Consider the following 21,507-nt stretch of genomic DNA (forward strand, 5'->3'; position numbering starts at 1 on the left):
AAATATGGGTTCAGGATTTAAGGTTCGAATCCTGCAGTTCCTGAGAAACCTGCAAATGTTTTGATTCGCAGGTTTTTTCTTTTAGATTTTTCAAACTTTCTGAAATAAAAAAGATTAGAGCCTTAAATAAGCCGCTAACTGAATAATATTATTGTCGACATTGACATTTCTTCCGTTTATATACTGATACATATATCCTGCTTCTAAATCAAACTTTGGATTAAAACGCCATCCTAAAGACACATATGCCCTGTTTTGATCAAAAAATCCTCCATTTGTTAACGTTGGCGCATTATCCAGATTTACAAAAAGCTCATTTTGCAGTGATGCAAAAGCACCATTAGTAAAATCGTCGGTTTTGACTAATGGTAAAATTGCCCTGAGAAAATAACGCAAACGCAGAGAAAATTCAGAACCATCGTTTATCAATGATCCATTTTCAGGATAAGATTTTCCAATAAACCGCTCTTCCAGCCTTAAACGATGCTGCAATGAAGTAAAATAAGTGTCTTTAAATCTTTGATTATAAATAAACTGCTCCCATATACGATGTTCCGGAATCATATCAGATACCATTTCTATGACTCGTCTATTTTCTATATAAGCATATCCAATAGTAAGTATTGTATTTTTAGAAGCATGATAGTTTAATCCCGGTCGTATTATAAAACTCAGTAGATGCTCTATTTCATCGGCACTTCTAAGTTGCCCATCAAAATGAATACTTAACTTATCATTGAGTTTATAGGATGCAAAAACAGCACTCCATGCTGTAAAAGTATTATCTGTCTGAGCACATAATACTGTACTGTAAAAAAACAGTAAGGACAAAAGTGTTTTTGTACCTGTAAAACCAGATACGTAAGCATTAAAGAACCACCTCATATAAATTATCTACAAAAATTCTACTACACCTGTATGGAGATCATAATATCCTCCAATAATTTTTATCTCTCCTTTATCCTGCATTTCTTTAAGAATAGAACTTTTGGCTTTGATATTTTCAATAGTATTCAATACATTTTCCTTTGACACTGCCTCCACAAAATCCTGATTTTTTGAGTTTTTCTCTCCTTTAAAGTCCTTTACTCTTCCAATAGCCGGCTTAATATTGGCAAGCATTGGAGTAATATTACCCAGCTGAACATTATCTATTGCACCTTTAACAGCACCGCATGATTCATGCCCTAATACAAGAATAACTTTTGCTCCAGAGACTTTACATCCAAACTCAAGACTTCCTAAAATATCCGTATTAGAAAAATTACCTGCTACTCTTGCAACAAATATATCTCCAATACCTCGGTCAAACACATCCTCTACGGGTATACGACTGTCAAGACAAGATAATACAACCGCTTTTGGAAACTGCCCTTCAATAGCATTTCGTACCATAGAAGAGTGGTCACGTAAAGTAAGATTGTTATTGGTAAAACGTTTATTGCCTTCTTTAAGCGCTGTTATTACGGCGTCCGGAGTTAGTGCACTCTGTTCGGCAGCCGTCAAAACCTTTTCACGAAGAACAGGCTGGTTTGGCTCCGCCTTAACGTTCTCTGTAGCTTTCGTTTCATCTGCAGTTTGTGCAGTTTTGTCTTTACATGATAATAAGACCATGGAAATAACCATGCAGAAGATAATTTTTTTCATGGGTACTAATGTTTTAAGATTCATACTAAAATACCAAATAATTCCTTACAAAAAAACAATACAAACCACTTTAAATCAATAATTTACATTTTAAATTGATATTTAGCCTTATTTTTAATGACTACCCACAAATATTTTGTATTAAACTAAAAAACAGCAATTTACCCCTAATGTTTAATTACAAGCTGACTTGACAACTAGAGTTACTTTCAGCTTTTACATAAAAATTTAAGATACAATTTGTAAAATACAGGATCGAGGTTTGAGTTTGGAGATATTGAGGCAAGCTACAGATTTACCACAGAAAATTATAACCGATTAGTGACGATTTTTAGAAACCTTATTTCAACATCACTTAATATCTTACATTCCTTAAATAAAAGTTATAATTTGTAAGTAAATTTTTAAATGAAAAAGTATTCATTTAACTTTACTATATGAGACCTATAGATCCAGACAAAAGAGAAAAAATTTTAAAATCTGTATATACGCTTACCGGAAAACGCGGGTTAGCGAGTGTTAATATTTCAGGTATAAGCAAAACTGCCGGCATTGCAGCAGGAACACTCTATATCTATTTCAAAAATAAAGAAGAAGTTGTGCAACTCGCCTATGCTGCAGTGGAGGACAAAATGACGCATGCAATGTATTCCGGCTTTGATATTAATGCTCCCGTAAGACAGTCACTTAAGCAGATTTACATCAATATGCTCAACTACCGACTTAAAAATTACGACGAAACGGTATTCATAGACCAATACGTACAGTCCGGTTATATACAGATTAATTTTTCAAAACAGCTGGCTGAGTATGAAAAACAGAATAAACCTTTGTACGATTTATTAGAAAAGGGAAAACAGGAAGGAATTATAAAAGCAGTAGACGCCATTATACTTATCAGTTTTTTTGATGGTGCAGTACGCTCCTGCTCCACAGGAATCATCCAGAAGCTTTTTCCATTAAACCAAAAACTCATTGATGATTGTTTTGACATGGTATGGAGAGGCATGATTTAATTATTTTCAACTTTTAAATGAATATTTTTTCAATTAACATATTTTAATACTATTTATTATGAGCATTTTCAAAGACAAAACAATTATAATTACCGGAGCTGCAATGGGACTTGGACTAGCAGCAAGTAAAGCAGTAGCACAAAAAGGAGCTAATCTCTCTATTGTAGATTACAATTCAGAAGCACTCGAAAAAGCAAAAACAGAAATTCAGTCGGTCGCACCCAATTCGAAAATCATAACAATAGTCGCTGACGTTTCAGATGAACAGGCGGTTAAAAATTATGTAGACCAAACAGTTGCCGAATTTGGCCGTGTTGATGGATTCTATAATAATGCAGGTATTGAAGGCAAACAAGCGTCAATAGTTGACTATGATATCAATATATTTAAAAAAGTAATTGATATCAATCTTATGGGAGTATATTATGGTCTGAAATATGTAATACCGGTAATGCAGAAACAAGGAGGAGGAAAAATTGTAAACGTTGCTTCTGTTGGCGGAATCAGAGGTGTTCTTAATCAAATGCCGTACGTTGCAAGTAAGCACGCTGTTTCCGGTATGACCAAAAATGCCGCTATAGAATACGGCAAAGATGGTATCTATACCAACGCAATTGCACCTGGTGCTATCCTGACGCCAATGGTGGCAGAAGCTTTTAAACAGGTAAATCCCGCAGATCCGAAAGCAGCCGAAACGACATATGCACAACGAAATCCTACAAGAAAGTTAGGTAAACCCGAAGACGTAGGTAATCTGGTAGCTTTTCTGCTTAGCGATGAATGTCAGTATGTAAATGGGCAGACTATTGCAATTGACGGAGGAGAATCTAACCTTTATGGTAATTCTTAATTCAAGATTCTTTAATTAAAAAAGATTCAATAGAATATCTTATTATCTTTTTTTTTAAATTCTTCCATGCTTAAAATTATAATATAATTATTTCTGTAAAAAAGTCCTAATCAACGATTAGGACTTTTTTACAGACTATTAATCAAATACATCTTTCTTGCATCGGGAGCATAGAGGGCAAATCCAAACGGCGATTTGTAAAATTTTGAACCAACAGCAGCAACTGATGCTTTAGGTTCGCTGACATTATAAATTCGTGTTTGAAAACCGTCAAACTTTTCTTTTTCGATTACCATTTTGGAAACACTAAAAAGAAAAGATTTTTCTCCTAAGCTCGTCTTAAAAAAACCTGTACCACGCCATCCTGTAGCTTGTGTCACAGGTGCACCTCCTCCAATAACATGATAATATTTTATTTTATCTTCTTTGTGAAAATTTTCCAGTTCAACATCCTTTTCTAAGTTTGACTCTCCAATACCACTGTAATAAAGCTCTTTTTGGTAACGAGTTGCATTTTCTGAATCTTTTTCTGATTGATAAACTGCTGTTTTCTGCCATAAAACATTCCATTGCTTATTGATATAATAATAAAAAGCGTTGAAAAAAGTATTACCCTCTACATAAGAACGGATAAAATAATACTGACTTTCTTTTCTGATTTTTTCCTGAGCAATATTTAGTTGTTCATCAGGCATGGCAAAATCTGCATTATGTTCCTGAAATTTATTTTGTGTTGTACTTCCGTCAGAAGGCCAAGAGGTATAATAGGCCTCTTTTTGTTTGGTAGAAATCATAAAACCTTCGATTAATACTGTCCAAAATCCATCATATTTCACATATATAGAATCTGTAATCAATCCGTTTTTATCGATTTTATAATATTCTTTGTCACCTTTAGTGGTATCATCATTTCCTCTCTGACATCCAATAATTAGGTTGCCATTAACAGATTGATATGCCTTAATTGGATTGGGAGATGCTGAAAGTGAAATATCTGTACTACATATTTCCTTTACGGAAAAATCAGAATTTCGGTAAGCTGAAGAAATAGGCTGATAAGTTTGATATATTGATGGAATCGGCTCTGAATTCTGTTCATAAATTCCGGTATCTTTCTTTTTAAAATACCAAATCCCAACCGAAACAAATACAACTATAACAATAAACAATATCATTTTTTTCATTTTTCTAAAGAGTTAAAAAGAACGACTATGCCGCTTTGCGAAACCTGAAATCAAGCCAGTCGCTGCTAAAAAGGCTCTTCAAACAAATATAAAACAAATAAAAATTTATATATCAAAACTGTACTATAAGTTTATAAAAAGCAACAAGTCCATACCTTATCAGATATGGACTTGTTTTTTCAAAACTCAAAAATTTAATTAATTCAACTATATCTAATGTTTACGGCCTGCCAGGCCCTGTACTTCCTCCAATTTTTGTCACCATAGATGTCAGTGTAAAACTTGAAGATAATGTTGGATTGGAAAAAGTTCCCCCTAAATATAATCCATTAAATTCTGAAGCACCGGTCACGGCAGAAACTGTAACCAATTTATAGGTTTTACCAGAACTGAATTTACTACCCGACAATAATAATGTTGTAAAACTTACAGGCGACTTAAATGTCATAACTTCGGCATTATCACTATCTAAAACACTATATATCGTTCCCGAATTTCCAGCGCCCAAAATAGCAGAGGCCTGAGTAGATACCGTGGCAGTTGGCGAACTGGTGGCACCTCCGGCACCAATCAACAATCCTCCTGTAATTTTGAAGGTGTTATTATCACAATCAAAACCTTCTTCCGGACTTTTGGCTCCTATTGCAAAAACTTTTCCTCCGGTTACAGTAAGTGTGCCATTAGAATCGATTCCATCATTTGTAGTACTGTATGCTACAATATTTCCTCCATTGATATAGATTGCATCGGCTGCATTGATTGCATCATCGACAGCCTTAATGTAAATATCTCCATCGTTGATTGTCAATTTACTTTTACTCTCAATTCCTTCGCCGCCTTCTCCGGTTGTTGTAATGGTAATGGTTCCTCCATTAATAACAACATAAGGATCAATTGTATCGTCTGTATCGTATGAAGCCACTATTCCATCATCGGCAACATTAACCGTAATGGTTCCTGTATTGATAATAATGTGTCCTTCTTCAGCTTCAATTCCATCACTTGAAGCGGTTATATTCAAATTACCACCATCAATATAAACACCATCATTAGTATGAATACCATCTGAAGCGGCTTTAGTTACAGTAATTGTACCACTTTGAACACGAACATAGTCATCTGCAGCAATACCATGTTTATTGTTACCAACAATATTAAGCGTACCGCTACCTGAAAAAATAAGTTGTCCTTCACTAAAGAAAGTCCCTTTTTGATCTTCGGTAGATGTCGCATAAGTTGTTCCGTCCTCTAAGGTATTTGTTCCACTTAATACAATAAAAGCGCGTTTTCCCGACTGAATATTGATTGCCGGTCCATCATTGTTTTTGATAGATACGCCGTTTAGTGTCAGTTTATACTTCTTATCACTGTAGATTTTAAGCATTCCATTTGTAGTGGTACCGGATACTTCATAGGCAACTTCGGCAACCGTAGAGGTAACGGTAACATCTGCGCCAGAAGTTGCAATTGTTACTCCAGTTACGGCATTTTCTATCGTTGCACTTGTACCGTTGAATATTATTTTAACTGTGGCACTAAACGTTGAATTTGCTAATAAATCATCTGCACTCGCTCCGGTTTCTGATGATCCTTCTGCTGTTCCTTTCGTAGCCGTTGCACTAATTGTAACATCGCCATCTGTCGTAACTTCATCCTCCTTAGTATCATTATCTTTTGAACAGGATATTGCAAGAACGCTTAAAAAGAGACAGAAACGGAAATATGTTTGTACTTTCATATTATTTGATATTTATAAAGTTTGTACTTGTAAAAGAGCATCCGAATAAGGGCAAGAGCGAATAAAATGAAGAGTTATTTTTTATTCTAATAAACTCATGTACCAACACCCTGATGAATTTATAGTAGCAATAATATGTATATTCAGAAACTCTGACAATAAAATGCGGTAAACGCACATAATTTAGTGGTAAAAACTATTTTTCTGTTTTTTGTCTGATCACTTTTGGACGTTCCAACTCATTGGATAAAATCCAGCCCGTTCTGTAGATCCAATCTGTCATTTTATGCAATTTGACAAAATCAATATTTTCAGATTCATCCATTGGCGTATGATACTGACTGTGCAATACGCTTGTAAAAAAAACAGCCGGAATATTCCTTCTGGCATAAGGCAAATGATCTGATCTAAAATAAAAGAATTCAGGATGTTCCGGTCTGTCCCAAAGTTTATCCAGCTCGAATTTTGGTCCTTCATCATTGGCTTTTTTAGCCGCAGCTACCAAATCAGGCGAATTTTGATGCGGATCGCTTGAACCTAAAAGCGCTGCCTGATTGATATCATTTCTTCCTATCATATCGCCATTCAAAACAGCGATTATATCTTTTTCCGGCACTGTTGTATGTGAAGCGTACCAACTAGAACCTAACAATCCGCGTTCTTCTGAACCATGAAATACAAACAACGCCGATCTTTTTGCCGGTTGTTTCTTGTATGCTCTTGCAATAGCCAGCATTGCGACACAAGTACTGGCATTATCATCTGCTCCATTGTAAATAGAATCTTGTCCGTATTTCTGTCTTACGCCATCATGGTCTTGGTGTCCACTGAAAAGCACATATTCATTTTTTAATTTAGAATCAGTTCCTTCAATTTTTCCAACAACATTCACAGATGGATATTTATAAGTTTCTGAAACTACTTCGGCAGATAAAAACTCTTTTGTGTTTTTAAGAAATTCTAATTGGTCATTGTGCACCCAAAAAGCAGGCATTCTAGGCGGAACAGGCATTTTATCACGGTATCCTTCAATTCCGTAAACACCTCGTTTCATTTGAGGCTCCACTTCAGACCAGCTTTTTTCTCCCAATTCATCCGCTACAATAATAAGAGCTGCTGCGCCTTTATAAGATAAATCTTCGTAATATTTCTGTTTAACAAAACCGGGATAACGTCTCTCAAAAAGCGAAATATTATCTGAAATTCCCTCTTTAGATGCCAGAATTACAACGACTTTTCCTTTTACATCTGCTTTTCTGATTTCTTCAGCAGAAGCGTTACCTAAAAATAATATTGGAGCATCCACTTTCTTTGTGGTCGTTTCGGCAACAAGAACCTCATTCCATAATTTAAATTCTTTTGATCCGATTTTAAATTTGGCATTATTGGTAACCTGATGTCGGTATAAATCAAAAAACTGAAAAAAAGTACCATCGTCTCCTGCAGGTGACATTCCGGCTTCTTTGGCTTTTTCGGCCAGCCACATGGATACTTTTAATTCATCTAAAGTACCGGCCTCCCGACCATTAAAATGATCTCCCGCCATTTGGTACATATCTGTTTTGAGATCCTTTAAAGTAATCGCACTGACCAAAGGTTTTTTGATTGTCTGCGAAAAAATAATGTTACAGCTTAAGCTGAGTAATAAAAACAACTTCTTTTTCATAATTAAAAATCAAATTAAAGATTGAATAATTTTCTGATAAAAAAAGAAGGGCTTGAAAAAAAGACAAATCTATATTTTTTATAAATATACTTCAAAAAAGAATCAAATTTTAATTCTATTCTGCTCAATTTTCAATAAAAACAAGACTTAACCTACAATATAACAAACCGAGCAATAACACACTATTGAATCTTATGCAAAAGAGCCTTATTTATTTTTACGATAATTTATTATTTTAATGATAAAATGGTAAAACAACATTTTTCGGGGCTTGTTATCGATAAATAATCTTCATTTCAAAAAAAATAAATAATATTGCTGAATTGATTGTTACCAAAAATATGGCTCAAAATTCGAATATAGACGAAAAAAAACTTCTCCTTGAATTATCTCAGGGAAGTGAGCCTGCGTTTACCAATATGTACAATCAATATAAAAATAATGTCTATTCTACTGCATTACGAATTACAAAATCCAAAATTCAGGCAGAAGAAGCTGTTCAGGATATTTTTTTGAAAATATGGCAAAATCGTGAAAACTTAGCCGAAGTAACTCATTTTGAGAATTATCTTTATATTATTTCTCGCAACCATTTGTTCAATTCGATTAAAAAAATTGCCAGAGAAACCAGTCAAATAACTGAATTTAATCAAAAAGAAACTGGAATTATTGATACTGACAGCAATATCAAAGATGAGCAGTACAATACGATTTTAAATCAAATCGTTGAACAGCTGCCTCCTCAACAGCAAAAAGTCTATCAAATGGCCAAAAGAGACGGACTAAGTCATCAAAAAATTGGTGAAGATTTGGGTATCTCAACAGAGACTGTAAAAAAACACATGGCTCAGGCTTTGAAGTTTATACGTCTAAAAATTTCTCCGTACATGAATATGTTCATGTCATTGCTTCTTTTTTTAAAACTTTAGTCTAAAGACTTTTCTTGTAAAAAAGGTCTGATTCACTTTTTTTTACATTTTTTTTACATTTTTTTCACTTTCGACTACTCCCTCCCCTTTTTTAAATGGTCTTTATATAAAAGGACATTTAAAAACGTGTTCAATCCCTGAAATCAGAAGGGCTGAAAAAAAAAAAAAAAAAAAAAAAAAAAAAAAAACTCCAAACTATCATTTACAAACAAGTACTAATTTAATTAACGAGACAAATGCAGCAAAAAAAGTTCGAAGAGTTATTTGAAGGCTATCTGCAGAATAATCTGTCTGATGCTGAACAACAGCAAATGATGGAGATAATCCAACAGGGCAGGCATGATGATTTTCTTAAAGAAAAAATTCATGGTATGCTGAAAGGAGATTACGTTACAGATGTAATGGATAAAAAACAGAGTGATGATATACTGAAATACGTTCTGTCCCAACCACAAAACGAACCAAAAGTGGTGGAACTAAATCCGAAGAGAAGAAGAAAAGTAATTTTACAATCGCTTTTTGCAGCAGCCAGTATTGCTTTGTTGATTGCTTTAGGAAATTCATTATTCTTTAAACCAAAAACAGTTCTCCCAACTGTACCAGAAACTCCAGAAGTTGTAGCGCAAAATACCTTAATTGACTTTAGCGGCAAACAATTGGTTCATCTTCCTGATGGTAGTACAGTTCTTTTAAATGACAACAGTACCCTGAAATACGATCAAAATTCTTTTGATTCTAAAACTCGTGAAGTAACACTGACTGGAGAAGCTTTTTTTGACATTAAACACAATCCCGAAAAACCTTTTATTGTACATACCGGTAAAATTCAGACCAAAGTTTTGGGAACTGCTTTTAATATTAATGCACAAAATTCTTCAGACAATATCGAAGTTACCGTTGCAAGAGGTAAGGTTCAAGTTGGCGATATCGAAAAAGTATATGGCGTAATTACTCCAAATCAGCAGATTAAAGTAAACAAAAGTACTTTAAGCTTTGAACAAAATAATGTCAGCGCCGCTATTGTAACCGAATGGAAAAGCAATTACCTGATTCTGGACGATTTGAATATGGCTGAAGCTGTTTCTTTAATCTCTCAAAAATACAAAGTGCAGATTTTAATCTCGAATGAAAAAATTAAGAATTGCCGAATCACAGCGAGTTTCTTAAACGAAGAAGATTTAGATCATGTCCTGAAAGTAATTAGCAGTGTTATCGAAACAGAATATCGCTACAATAAAGCAGGCGCTGTTATTTTGGACGGAAAAGGCTGTGAATAAAGAAGCATAGAAAATAGAATACAGAAAATAGAATACAGAAAATAGAATACAGAAAATAGAATACAGAAAATAGAATACAGAAAATAGAGAAAAGATAAGACTGACTGACCTCCTACTTAGAAAGCTTTCGAAAATAAATATTAACCTTAAAACAAAGACCAATTAACCAAAAACCAAATTAAAAAGCCATCCAGCTCCTACACCAGATGGCTCAGATTTTTAACAATTAATCCAGTAACCATTAAAAAACAAGCAAATTTATGAAATTACGCTGTAAAACAACCATGTTTGACAGTGAAAAGAATTCGTCTTTTTTTCACTTGTCAAAAAAAACCATTATGATTATGCGAATCAGTTTATTCCACATTTTCTTACTGACCTGCGGTACTCATATGATATTCGCCACCGAAATGAGCGGTCAGAATTTAGAGTCTATATCTGTTGACATTGAATTACATAATCAGGATATTAAAACGCTTTTTAAAACTATCGAAAACAGAACAGGATTGCTGTTTGCCTATCAGCCACAGATCATAAAAGATTTCCCAAAAGTTACTACTCCGCGAGGGCGCAGAAGTGTAAGTGATATTCTGGATATTGTATTTCAGGGCAGTAATCTGGTATACAAACAGGTGGATAAAAATGTCGTGATTTATAAAAAAGAAGTTGCTAAAATTGCTGTAAATACCGAAAAAAAAGAAAATGCCGAAGACGTTACTATCATGCTTAACGGAAAAGTGCTGGACGAAAACGGACAGCCTCTTCCTGGTGTTTCTGTCGCCGTTGTAGGAGGCAATAAACAAGGAATATCTGATTTTGACGGACAGTTTTTTATCGAATTACCAAAAGGAAAACATATCTTAAAAATATCTTATTTAGGATACAAAACACAGGAAATTACCGTAGAAAACCAAACCACGGTTACCATTAAAATGCAACCCGATTTGGCAAAGTTAGATGAGGTTGTAATTATTGGATACGGTACAACAACAAAAAGAACTTCTACAGGATCTGTAGTTAAAATCACATCTGAAGACATTCAAAAACAACCTATAACTAATATTTTACAAAGTTTACAAGGAAGAACACCTGGTGTATTTGTATCTCAAACATCTGGTTATGCAGGGAGTGATATTAATATCAGTATTCGCGGAAGAAACTCTCTTGCTGCAGAGACTCTTCCTCTTTACATTGTAGATGGAGTTCCATATATTGGTGATGATATAAAAGAACAGGCACAACAAACGGGTGTAGGTACAAATAATCAACAGCCATATGCAATTAGAGGAGCACAAAAATCAACAAGCCCTTTAAACATTCTTAATCCTAATGACATTGAAAGTATTGAAATTCTTAAAGATGCAGATGCAACTGCAATTTATGGATCCAGAGGTGCAAATGGTGTAGTACTTATTACTACTAAAAAAGGTTCAGCAGGTAAAACAGAATTTACTATAGGTACTAACTCAGGAATTTCTCAAGTTGCCAATAGAGTTAGAACCTTAGATACCCCTGCTTATCTTAACATGTTACAAACTGCCTTAACGAATGCAAATGCAAATGCAAGTAACTCTAGTACCGGAATAGCTTTAACAAACTGGGATCCTAATCAATATACTAATTGGCAGGATTTATTAATTGGCGGATCGGCTAATTTCAATAATTATTCTGCAAGTTTAAAAGGTGGAAATGACACTACAAACTTTTTATTAAGTGCTGGTTATCATAATGAAACAACTGTTCTACCTGGAGATTTTGGCTACAATAAATTTTCCACCAATTTTAACATCAATCATTATACGTTAAACAAAAAACTGAAGATAGGAGCTTCTGTAATTTTTGCAACGGATAAAAATAAACTGCCATTTTTTGACATCGCAAGCTACGCAATAAGTACAGCTCCAAATCGTCCTATTTATAACGCAGATGGCTCTTTTTACTGGGCTTCTACTTATTTTAGTGATATCAACCCTCTGGCAGCATTAGGAAAAAGAGTTGAAGATAAAGGGACTAACTTAATTACAAGTTTTAGTGTAAACTATGAAATTGCAAAGGGATTATCTTTTAAAACTGATTTAGGATATGGAACTGCAGAAATGACTTCCGAGCAATATCAACCTGCTTCAGCCAGTAATTACGCTTATTATGATGCTCTCAAAATCAGTCTAAACTCATTAAGATCTTATGTTGTTTCGACTAACAATACTAATAATTTCACTATTGATCCTCAGTTGAATTATTCTACTTCATTGTGGAAAGGAAATCTTACTGCTTTAGTAGGTGGATCCTATCAAAAAAGAAGATCAGAAATGCCATCTTATGTAACTTCTTCTGTATATAGCGCTGACAACCTTATTGGTATTACTGGAACAGCTACAACTGTAAAAGTATATAACGGTTCCTCTGAATATAAATATATATCACTTTTTAGCAGGCTGAATTATAATGTTATGAATAAATATATTTTAAACATTAATTTTAGAAGAGATGGTTCTTCCCGCTTTGGAGCAAATAATAAATATGGAAATTTTGGTTCTATTGGTGCTGCATGGGTATTTACGGAAGAAGATTTCTTAAAAGACAACTCGTGGCTAAGTTTTGGTAAGCTTCGTTCAAGTTATGGAGAAGTGGGAAGTGATGGTATTGGAGATTACGGATATGCTGACACCTATTCTACAGGAACTTACGGAAACGGAAATGCTTCTATGTCAGCAACCCGAATTGCAAATCCGAATTATAGATGGGAAGTTTCTAAAAAATTTGAAGCTGCTATGGATCTAAATTTCTTAAATGACCGTATTTCTTTTACTGCCGCCTATTACAGAAACATTTCAGACAACCAATTGGTTAATTATACCCTTAGCCCACAAGCAGGATTTACAACTTATACCGCTAATTTAGGAGCAGCTGTTGAAAACAAAGGCTGGGAGTTTACACTTTCAACGACAAACGTTAAAACTCAAAACCTTAATTGGTCAACCTCTTTTAATATTTCAACTAATTCTAATAAATTATTATCATTTGATGGTATAAAAAATACTAGTTACTACTCACAATATGTTGTAGGAAGACCATTAAACAGTCAATATTTGTATAAATATACCGGCGTAGTAAATGGTGTACCACAATTTGAAGATGCCAATGGAGATGGCAAAATTTCTACTGGACTTTCTGATACTGGTGTTGGTGACAGACAATATTATGGACCAACATATCCGAAATATTATGGAGGGATTTCAAATTCAATTTCTTATAAAGCATTCTCGCTTGACTTTTTATTCCAATTTGTAAAACAATCCGGAAGAACTTTAATGTCAACTACAGGCATACAGCCAGGGTATCCATACGGACTTGCAAACTTTCAGGTAGATGAGTACAATGATTACTTAGCACAAGGTAATGTCTTAAGTTCTAATTACCTTTCGAGTTATGGTAATTATATAGCTTCAAATGCTACGTTTACTGATACTTCTTATATCAAACTTAAAAATGTAAGCGCTTCTTATGCTATTCCTTTAGATGAAAGCACGCGAAAATTTCTTAAAAATGCGCGTGTAACACTACAAGGACAAAATCTGATAACTTTTACGAAATACAAAGGATTTGATCCTGAAGCTCCAGGTTTGGTTTTACCTCCTTTGCGTACAATAACTTTAGGAACACAATTAACATTTTAAACCTAAAACCATGAAAAATAATTCAATAAAATACATCTATATATTTTCGTTTTTTCTTTTAATCGGTTTAACTGGCTGTGATGATATGCTTGAAGCTGAGCTGCCAATCAATGAATTGTCATCTGAAGTTGTGTATGCCTCCGATCCTACTGCAGAAGCCACCATAAACGGAATTTACCAAAGTATGGTAACAAATACTTATTATAACTCTTTACATACCATTCTTGGACAGACCTCAGATGAGTTAATTTTAAAAACACAGCTCAGCAATGTCTATACGACCAATGAAATGATTGATACAGACAGCTCTGCTGGGACAATGTGGACGGAGTTTTATAAAACAATTTATAATGCTAACAATGCCATAATTGGAATTAGCGGCAGTAAAACCCTTACCCCTACTAAAGCGAAACAATGGATAGCCGAAGCAAAATTTCTTCGTGCATATTCTTATTTCTATCTAACAAATCTATGGGGTGATGTGCCATTAGTTTTAACTACAAATATCGACGAAACATCGCTTGCTCCTCGTAATACTCAAACAGAGATTTACAATCAGATTATTCTTGATCTTAAAGAAGCTGCAACTGATCTTCCTGCTGATTTTTCTGGCTATAGTGCTATACGAGTTAGAGCTACAAAAGCAGCTGCCCAGGCTTTATTATCCAGAGTTTACTTGTACCTAGGAAACTGGACAGAGGCTTCAGATCTGGCAACTTTAGTAATTAACGATAGCAGCAATTATAAAATAATTACAGGATTGACAAGTACCAACAGCCCGTTTATTGCAGACAATAAAGAGGCTATTTTACAGATTCCTTATTCAAATGTTACTTATACTTATGAAGGCAGTGCATTGTTTTCATCTTCAGGAACATACATGTTAAGAAACGGAAACACACTATTTGAAACCGGTGATGCCCGAAAAACAAATTGGACTGGTACTACAGTTGCCGCAGATGGATTGACATATACAATTCCAAGAAAGTATAAAAATTCGTATACTACAACACCTGTAGAGCGTTCAACAATTCTTAGATTAGCAGAACTTTATCTGATAAGAGCCGAAGCCAGAGTAAAATTAAATGATATTACAGGCGCACAGCAAGATATCAATGTAATCAGAAACAGGGCTTTACTTGGCAACACTACCTTAACAGATTCTAATCAGTTACTGGAATTAATAGCTTTAGAAAGACAAAGAGAGCTATTTGCCGAAAATGGACACAGATGGTTCGATCTTAAAAGAACCGGAAAAATCGATGAAGTTCTAAGTACAACTCCGGGCAAAATATGGGCTTCAACAGACAGTCTATTCCCTATACCGGAAACAGCAAGACGCTCTAATCCTTTTTTAACTCAAAACTTAGGATATAATTAAATCATTTAAATAATTACTCAGGAATGTTTCATAAAAAAGCATTCCTGAGATTTTAAGAACACTATGGAAACAACCACAATTGTAAGAGTTGAGGACTTGTCGCATCAATACAGTAAGGATTGGGCAATTCAAAATATCAATTTCGAAATTAAAGAAAATAGGATTTTAGGCCTTTTAGGATCTAATGGAGCTGGAAAATCTACTACGATGAACATTCTTTGCGGCGTTCTAAACCAAACCAAAGGAAACATTTATATTGATGGAATTAACCTGAAAGAAAACCCCGTTGAAGCCAAAAAACTAATTGGTTTTTTACCTCAGACACCGCCGCTTCATTTGGATTTAACGGTTGATGAATATCTGATTCACTGTGCGCAATTAAGATTAGTTCCAAAAGAAAATCTTAGAAATGCGGTAGAAAAAGCAAAAGAAAAATGCGGGATTTCACACTTTAGCCACCGATTAATCAAAAACTTATCGGGAGGTTACAGACAACGTGTGGGAATTGCACAGGCCATTATTCATGAACCAAAATTGGTTGTTCTGGATGAGCCAACAAACGGATTAGATCCAAACCAGATTTTAGAAGTTCGAAATTTAATTAAGAAAATAGCACAAGACAAAGCCGTAATCTTTTCTTCACACATTCTTTCTGAAGTTCAGGCAACCTGCCAGGATATCAAAATGATTGAAAACGGACACATGGTTTTTTCTGATACGCTGGACGCTTTCAACAATTATATTGAGGCCGATAAACTGACAGCCAGTTTTGAAAATCCGCCGGCTGTTGATGCATTAAAAGAAATTCCGGAAATCACAGATGCGGTTTATCTGAGTCCTAAAAAAGTACAGATTACTTTCAGTGGTACACAGGAAGTTGCCGAAAAAATCGTCTCCCTAAGTGTTCAGAAAAACTGGAAACTTCGTGAAATTCAATTTGAAAAAGTTTCCCTGGACGAAATCTTTGCTCAATTGTCCAAAAAAGCCCCATCTAAAAACGCTATTCTTTCTTAAATAAAAAATATACAAATGAAAACAATATACAGAATTGCTAAAACAGAACTCAATACGATGTTCTACTCGCCTGTTGCCTGGGTGGTTTTAGTAATATTTTCAATCCAGTCAAGCTGGAAATTTTTCAACACCATCGAACGTTTCGAAAAAGCACAGAAAATTGGACAAAGTATGGACAATTTATCACAGATTGTTTTTTCCGGTTTCAGTGGGTTATATACAGAAATGCAAAATTATCTTTATCTGTATGTACCGCTTTTGACAATGGGATTAGTAAGCCGTGAAATTAACAGCGGTTCAATTAAATTACTTCTTTCTTCACCAATCAGAATTAAAGACATTGTATTGGGTAAATATTTAGCCATTGCTGCCTATTGCCTTTTATTCATTGCTATTTTAGGCTTACAGGTTGCTATCGCTTATTTTTCTATAGAAAACTTAGATCTTAAATTTGCCATTTCAGGACTAATCGGTTTGTATTTATTAGTTTGTACTTACGCAGCAATCGGACTTTTTATGTCTTGTCTGACTTCTTATCAGGTTGTAGCAGCCATTAGTACTTTGGTCGTTTTAGCTGGTTTAAATTTTATTGGAAAACTTTGGCAGGATGTCGAAATTGTAAAAGACATTACTTATTTCCTTTCAATCGCCGGACGTGCCAACGAAATGCTGGAAGGATTAATTATCAGTAAAGATGTATTATACTTTGTATTAGTAAGCAGTCTTTTTATTGTATTGAGTATTTATAAACTACAGACCGGAAGAGATGCTCAGACTGCCTCAAAAAGAGTTTTAAAATATACTTTATTAATCGCTACTGTATTATCTCTGGGTTATATTACTTCCAGAGCGCCGCTTACTTTCTATCACGATATGACTAGAAACAAAGACAACACATTAACCAAAAGCAGTTTAGATGTTGTTGATAAGATAGAAGGACCTGTTAAGATAACGACCTATGTTAACTTACTGGATATTAATTATTACATGGCAATGCCATATTCTCAAAATTCTGACATCGCGAGTTTTGCAAAATATACCCGTTTTTTGCCCCAAATAGAAATGGAGTACATTTATTATTACGACACTTCAACAAATGAAGCTTTGTATGCCCAAAATCCAGGGTTAAACGACAAACAGCTTGCCGAAAAAATGGTCGAGTCGCAGAATATGAAACTTAAAAAATTATATTCTCCAGCAGAAATCAAAAAAATTATCGATTTAGGACCAGAACAAAACAGAGTGGTCAGAACAGTAGAATATAACGGAAAGAAGACTTTCCTGAGAATGTTTGATGACTTATTTAAAGTACCATTTGAAAAAGAAATCTCCGCTTCATTAAAGCGCTTAGTTTCTAATCCTGTAAAAATTGTATTTGCAACTGGAAATATGGAACGCAGTATTGAAAAAAATGGAGATAAAAATTATAAAACCGGATTTAACGAAATAACATTCAGAAACTCTTTAATCAATCAGGGATTTGATGTTACTTCTGTTGATATTAATGCACAGAACATTCCTTCTGAAACTACTATTTTAATCATTGCAGATCCTAAAACACAATTAAGTCAGGGCGCTGTTGATCGTATTACTAAGTATATTGATGAAGGTAAAAACTTGATGCTTTTGGCAGAACCTGAAACGAATTCAGCTTTAGCTACAGTTACAGATAAACTAGGAATCGGATTTACAAAACAGACTTTGGTGCAGGAAAGTGAGACGAATTCACCTGATTTCTTAGTAACCGAACTTCAAAAAAATGTTGATTCTACTGTCATCAAATTAAGTAAAATTAATAATCCTATTCCGCTTTTAGGAAGCAGCGGTATTACTGTAACAAAAGAAGCAGGATTTAAAGTAACGCCATTATTAAAAACCAATAACCAGCCTGCATGGGAATCTCAGACAGGAATTACTTCAATTTCAGAAGACTTAAAGAAACAGCCTTCTTCAAAAGAAATTCCTCTTGTAACTGCTTTAACGAGAAACATTAATGGTAAAACACAAAAAATAATTGTTGCCGGAGATGCAGATTTTATGGGCAATGCCGAATTGAGTCGTGGCGGATCCGGAACTTTTCAATTTGTAACCGATATCTTCAGCTGGTTCAGCAATTATGAATTTCCAATTGATACAACTCGTCCTCAAAAAACCGATGATAAAATTACGGTAACTTCAAATCAGGTTTTCATCAATAAAATCTTATTTACCGCAATCTTTCCATTATTGATTATACTAGGTGGTGCGTTTCTACTTATTAGAAGAAATAGAAGATAAAACTCAAAAAAATGACTACTAAAAAAAATATCATTATTGCGATTATGGCCTTGTCTTTTCAAGGCGCATTTTCGCAGTTCAAAACCACAATTCCGCTGAATAAAAATGTTACAACCGGAAAATTAAAAAATGGACTAACGTATTATATTCTGCATAACGAAGAACCAAAAGACAGAGCCAGTTTTTACTTTGTTCAAAATGTCGGAGCTATTTTAGAAGATGACAATCAAAACGGATTAGCGCATTTTCTGGAACACATGGCGTTTAACGGAACCGAACATTTTAAAGGAAAAGGCATCATTAAAATGCTGGAAAAAAATGGCGTAAGTTTCGGAAAAGACATCAATGCCTATACAGCGCAGGACGAAACGGTTTACAACATCAGTACTGTTCCTGTAACTAATGAAAAACTAATCGATTCTACGCTTTGGGTGTTACACGACTGGTCGGGTTCTCTTTCTTTAACCAATGAAGAAATTGATGCCGAAAGAGGCGTTATCCGTGAAGAATGGAGAACGCGCCGTACAAGTGATTTTCGTCTCAAAATGCAGACTGATCCTGTTTTATACAAAGGTTCAAAATACAGCAAGAGAGATGTTATTGGTGATTTAAATATCATCAATAACTTCAAATATCCTGAATTGAGAAACTATTATAAAAAATGGTACAGACCCGATTTACAAGCCGTAATTATCGTGGGAGATATTGATGTAAAAGCAATGGAGCAAAAGGTAAAAGCTATCTTCTCCGGAATTCCGTTAGCTAAAAAAGCAGCGCCACGTACTTATTATGAAATTCCGAAACACGACGAATTGTATTTTGGAACTGCCTCTGATAAAGAAGCTTCTTCAACTGCGATTACGTTGCAATATGTTTTGGATGAGCCTTTGGTTAAAGACAGCATTTTGAGCCGTAAAAACGTAATGAATTCTTTTTACACCAGCATTCTAAACAATCGTTTTAAAGAATTGATTTTAAAAAATCAAAGTGCCGCCTTAGGTTTACAAACTTATTTTCAGCCGATTTCGAGATTAAATACTTCGTTTAATATTACGGCTGTAGCTAAAAAAGGAAAAACTCTCGAAGCTTTTGAAGATGCTTATACAGAAGCGGAACGCTTAAAACGTTTTGGAATTGCAAAGGCAGAATTAGACAGGACTAAAAAGCTTTTTATAAGTTCTTATGACGATTTCTTAAGCAATAAAGATAAAGTAGACAATGACAGTTGGTCGGAAAAACTGACAAATTATTTCCTGAAGGCAAAACCATTTCTTTCTGCCGAAGAGGATTACAAATTGATTGTAGGTATTATCAAAAGCATTACTTTAGAAGAAATAAACACTTACATCAAAACCATTCAGAAACCAACTAATCAAGTCGTTTTGGTTACAGGTTCTGATGAAGACAAAGTAAATTTCCCAACCAAAGATGCCGTGGTTCAGCTCATGAAAAAAGTCGAAAACAAGACTTTAGAGCCTTACACAAAAAAGGAAAATAATGAACCTTTGATTGCAAAAGAATTAAAACCTGCTGCAATTAAAAAAACATTTGAAGTTCCCGGAATTGCAGCTGCAAAAGGATATACTTTAGAAAATGGTGCTAATGTAATTGTACTTCCAACAACTTATTCTCAAGATCAGGTTGTCCTTACAGCATTTTCTAAAGGCGGTAAATCTTTAATTAAAACTGAAGATCTGGCTTCTGCTGAAATTGCAACAACAATTGCAAGATCATCTGGTTTAGGTAACTTCGATAATATAGCTTTAAAAGAAAAACTAACAGGCAAAGTAGCGCAGTCTGCTCCTTTTATTGGCGAAAACACACAAGGATTTCAGGGAAGTTCAAACAAAGCCGATTTCGAAACCATGCTGCAATTGCTGTATCTTTCTTTTGAGACGCCACGTTTTGATCCAAACATTTTTAACATCTTAAAAGAACAGTATAAAAATCGTTTAGAAACCATCAAAAAAGACAACGGAAACACGTTTAAAGATTCTGTTGCTTTAGCAAACTCTAATCATAATCCAAGAACTTTTGTTTTTAATGAAAAGTTCTTAGAAAACATCAATTTACAAAAAGCGGAAAACATTTACAGAGACCGAATTAAAAATGCCTCGGATTTCACTTTTGTTTTTGTTGGGAATATTCCGGATGGTGCTTTAGAAATGATTCAGAAATACATTGGAACCTTAAAATCAAATCCAGCTGTGAAAGAAACTTTCGCAGATCATAATATTGGTCCGAAGAAAGGAAAAACTGTGGTGCATTTCAAACGTCCAATGGAAGTGGTAAAAAGCACTGTTTACCTGAATCTTTCAGGAAAAACAGAATACAGTAAAGAAAATGCTATGACGATGTATATTATTGGCGAATTACTTTCTAAACGTTTTCTACAAACCATTAGAGAAGAAGAAGGCGGCAGTTACGGTGTAAACGTTGGCGGAAATCTGGAACTGATTCCAAAACCATCATTTAGCCTTGCTCTCACTTTTGATTGTAATCCTGATAAGCAGGAAAAATTAATGCAGATTGTCTGGAAAGAAATTAATGATTTAAAAACCAATCCAGTTAATGCAAATGATTTGGAAGACATTAAAAAAGCTTTATTGAAAAATCGGGAAGAATCGCTTAAAACGAACACTTTCTGGGCGACAACCTTATATAATTACAGTTTAAATCAGATTCCGTTTTCAACAGATGAAGAATATAAAAATCTAATTTCTAAAATTAATCAGAAAACTATTCAGCAGTTTAGTAAGCACGTTTTGGATAGTTCAAGTAGCGTCGAAGTTATTATGAGCCCTGAAAGCCAATCAGGAAAGTAAAACTTTAGAATACATTTTTATTTTAT

General features: G+C 34.4%; 14 protein-coding genes. 9 read left to right on the plus strand and 5 right to left on the minus strand.

What is annotated here, in order from left to right:
• Positions 1 to 114: 114 nt before the first annotated feature.
• Positions 115 to 885, minus strand: a complete 771-nt coding sequence (locus tag HYN56_RS21420) for a DUF2490 domain-containing protein (RefSeq protein ID WP_109194060.1) — start codon at positions 883 to 885, stop codon at positions 115 to 117.
• Between the two features lie 9 nt (positions 886 to 894).
• Positions 895 to 1,614 carry a carbonic anhydrase family protein gene (locus HYN56_RS21425; protein ID WP_240622610.1) on the minus strand — a complete coding sequence of 240 codons (720 nt, stop codon included), beginning with the start codon at positions 1,612 to 1,614 and terminating at the stop codon, positions 895 to 897.
• Positions 1,615 to 2,084: 470 nt separating this feature from the next.
• Here HYN56_RS21425 and HYN56_RS21430 point away from each other — a divergent pair, with 470 nt between their 5' ends.
• Positions 2,085 to 2,663 carry a TetR/AcrR family transcriptional regulator gene (locus tag HYN56_RS21430; protein WP_109194061.1) on the plus strand — a complete coding sequence of 193 codons (579 nt, stop codon included), beginning with the start codon at positions 2,085 to 2,087 and terminating at the stop codon, positions 2,661 to 2,663.
• Between the two features lie 58 nt (positions 2,664 to 2,721).
• Positions 2,722 to 3,513: a glucose 1-dehydrogenase gene (locus tag HYN56_RS21435; protein WP_109194062.1), complete on the plus strand. Its 792-nt coding sequence runs from the start codon at positions 2,722 to 2,724 to the stop codon at positions 3,511 to 3,513.
• A 128-nt stretch (positions 3,514 to 3,641) separates the two neighbouring features.
• On the opposite strand, the gene HYN56_RS21440 is transcribed toward HYN56_RS21435, so the two are convergent.
• The 3 genes from HYN56_RS21440 to HYN56_RS21450 form a co-directional block, all read right to left on the minus strand.
• On the minus strand, positions 3,642 to 4,697 hold the full coding sequence (locus tag HYN56_RS21440) for a hypothetical protein (protein WP_109194063.1): 1,056 nt from the start codon (positions 4,695 to 4,697) through the stop codon (positions 3,642 to 3,644).
• Between the two features lie 220 nt (positions 4,698 to 4,917).
• Positions 4,918 to 6,435: a carbohydrate-binding domain-containing protein gene (locus HYN56_RS21445; protein ID WP_109194064.1), complete on the minus strand. Its 1,518-nt coding sequence runs from the start codon at positions 6,433 to 6,435 to the stop codon at positions 4,918 to 4,920.
• A 196-nt stretch (positions 6,436 to 6,631) separates the two neighbouring features.
• Positions 6,632 to 8,101 carry a M28 family peptidase gene (locus HYN56_RS21450; RefSeq protein ID WP_109194065.1) on the minus strand — a complete coding sequence of 490 codons (1,470 nt, stop codon included), beginning with the start codon at positions 8,099 to 8,101 and terminating at the stop codon, positions 6,632 to 6,634.
• 341 nt (positions 8,102 to 8,442) lie between these two features.
• On the opposite strand from HYN56_RS21450, the gene HYN56_RS21455 reads away from it, so the two are divergent.
• From HYN56_RS21455 to HYN56_RS21485, 7 genes are all read left to right on the plus strand, one after another.
• Positions 8,443 to 9,030, plus strand: a complete 588-nt coding sequence (locus tag HYN56_RS21455; RefSeq protein ID WP_109194066.1) for an RNA polymerase sigma factor — start codon at positions 8,443 to 8,445, stop codon at positions 9,028 to 9,030.
• A 236-nt stretch (positions 9,031 to 9,266) separates the two neighbouring features.
• Positions 9,267 to 10,307 (plus strand): FecR family protein, encoded by a 1,041-nt coding sequence (locus HYN56_RS21460; protein WP_109194067.1) that lies wholly within the window; start codon positions 9,267 to 9,269, stop codon positions 10,305 to 10,307.
• Between the two features lie 260 nt (positions 10,308 to 10,567).
• Positions 10,568 to 13,984, plus strand: coding sequence for a TonB-dependent receptor (locus tag HYN56_RS21465; protein ID WP_109194068.1), 3,417 nt, complete (start codon positions 10,568 to 10,570; stop codon positions 13,982 to 13,984).
• A 10-nt stretch (positions 13,985 to 13,994) separates the two neighbouring features.
• Positions 13,995 to 15,365 carry a RagB/SusD family nutrient uptake outer membrane protein gene (locus HYN56_RS21470; RefSeq protein ID WP_109194069.1) on the plus strand — a complete coding sequence of 457 codons (1,371 nt, stop codon included), beginning with the start codon at positions 13,995 to 13,997 and terminating at the stop codon, positions 15,363 to 15,365.
• 63 nt (positions 15,366 to 15,428) lie between these two features.
• Complete coding sequence (locus HYN56_RS21475; protein ID WP_109194070.1) at positions 15,429 to 16,379, plus strand: ABC transporter ATP-binding protein; 951 nt, start codon at positions 15,429 to 15,431, stop codon at positions 16,377 to 16,379.
• Between the two features lie 15 nt (positions 16,380 to 16,394).
• Positions 16,395 to 18,656, plus strand: a complete 2,262-nt coding sequence (locus HYN56_RS21480) for a Gldg family protein (RefSeq protein WP_109194071.1) — start codon at positions 16,395 to 16,397, stop codon at positions 18,654 to 18,656.
• A gap of 11 nt (positions 18,657 to 18,667) precedes the next feature.
• Entirely contained in the window at positions 18,668 to 21,481 is a 2,814-nt protein-coding gene (locus HYN56_RS21485; protein ID WP_109194072.1) for a M16 family metallopeptidase, read from the plus strand.
• Positions 21,482 to 21,507 lie beyond the last annotated feature (26 nt).

The sequence above is a fragment of the Flavobacterium crocinum genome, from assembly GCF_003122385.1.
GTDB lineage: Bacteria > Bacteroidota > Bacteroidia > Flavobacteriales > Flavobacteriaceae > Flavobacterium > Flavobacterium crocinum.

What these genes read in the sequence shown, in the direction of transcription:
- HYN56_RS21425 (WP_240622610.1), bottom strand. Translation starts at nt 1,614, where the DNA reads ATGGTCTTATTATCATGTAAAGACAAAACTGCACAAACTGCAGATGAA.
- HYN56_RS21420 (WP_109194060.1), bottom strand. Translation starts at nt 885, where the DNA reads ATGAGGTGGTTCTTTAATGCTTACGTATCTGGTTTTACAGGTACAAAA.
- HYN56_RS21460 (WP_109194067.1), top strand. Translation starts at nt 9,267, where the DNA reads ATGCAGCAAAAAAAGTTCGAAGAGTTATTTGAAGGCTATCTGCAGAAT.
- HYN56_RS21435 (WP_109194062.1), top strand. Translation starts at nt 2,722, where the DNA reads ATGAGCATTTTCAAAGACAAAACAATTATAATTACCGGAGCTGCAATG.
- HYN56_RS21470 (WP_109194069.1), top strand. Translation starts at nt 13,995, where the DNA reads ATGAAAAATAATTCAATAAAATACATCTATATATTTTCGTTTTTTCTT.
- HYN56_RS21440 (WP_109194063.1), bottom strand. Translation starts at nt 4,697, where the DNA reads ATGAAAAAAATGATATTGTTTATTGTTATAGTTGTATTTGTTTCGGTT.
- HYN56_RS21485 (WP_109194072.1), top strand. Translation starts at nt 18,668, where the DNA reads ATGACTACTAAAAAAAATATCATTATTGCGATTATGGCCTTGTCTTTT.
- HYN56_RS21465 (WP_109194068.1), top strand. Translation starts at nt 10,568, where the DNA reads ATGAAATTACGCTGTAAAACAACCATGTTTGACAGTGAAAAGAATTCG.
- HYN56_RS21475 (WP_109194070.1), top strand. Translation starts at nt 15,429, where the DNA reads ATGGAAACAACCACAATTGTAAGAGTTGAGGACTTGTCGCATCAATAC.
- HYN56_RS21455 (WP_109194066.1), top strand. Translation starts at nt 8,443, where the DNA reads ATGGCTCAAAATTCGAATATAGACGAAAAAAAACTTCTCCTTGAATTA.
- HYN56_RS21450 (WP_109194065.1), bottom strand. Translation starts at nt 8,101, where the DNA reads ATGAAAAAGAAGTTGTTTTTATTACTCAGCTTAAGCTGTAACATTATT.
- HYN56_RS21480 (WP_109194071.1), top strand. Translation starts at nt 16,395, where the DNA reads ATGAAAACAATATACAGAATTGCTAAAACAGAACTCAATACGATGTTC.
- HYN56_RS21430 (WP_109194061.1), top strand. Translation starts at nt 2,085, where the DNA reads ATGAGACCTATAGATCCAGACAAAAGAGAAAAAATTTTAAAATCTGTA.
- HYN56_RS21445 (WP_109194064.1), bottom strand. Translation starts at nt 6,435, where the DNA reads ATGAAAGTACAAACATATTTCCGTTTCTGTCTCTTTTTAAGCGTTCTT.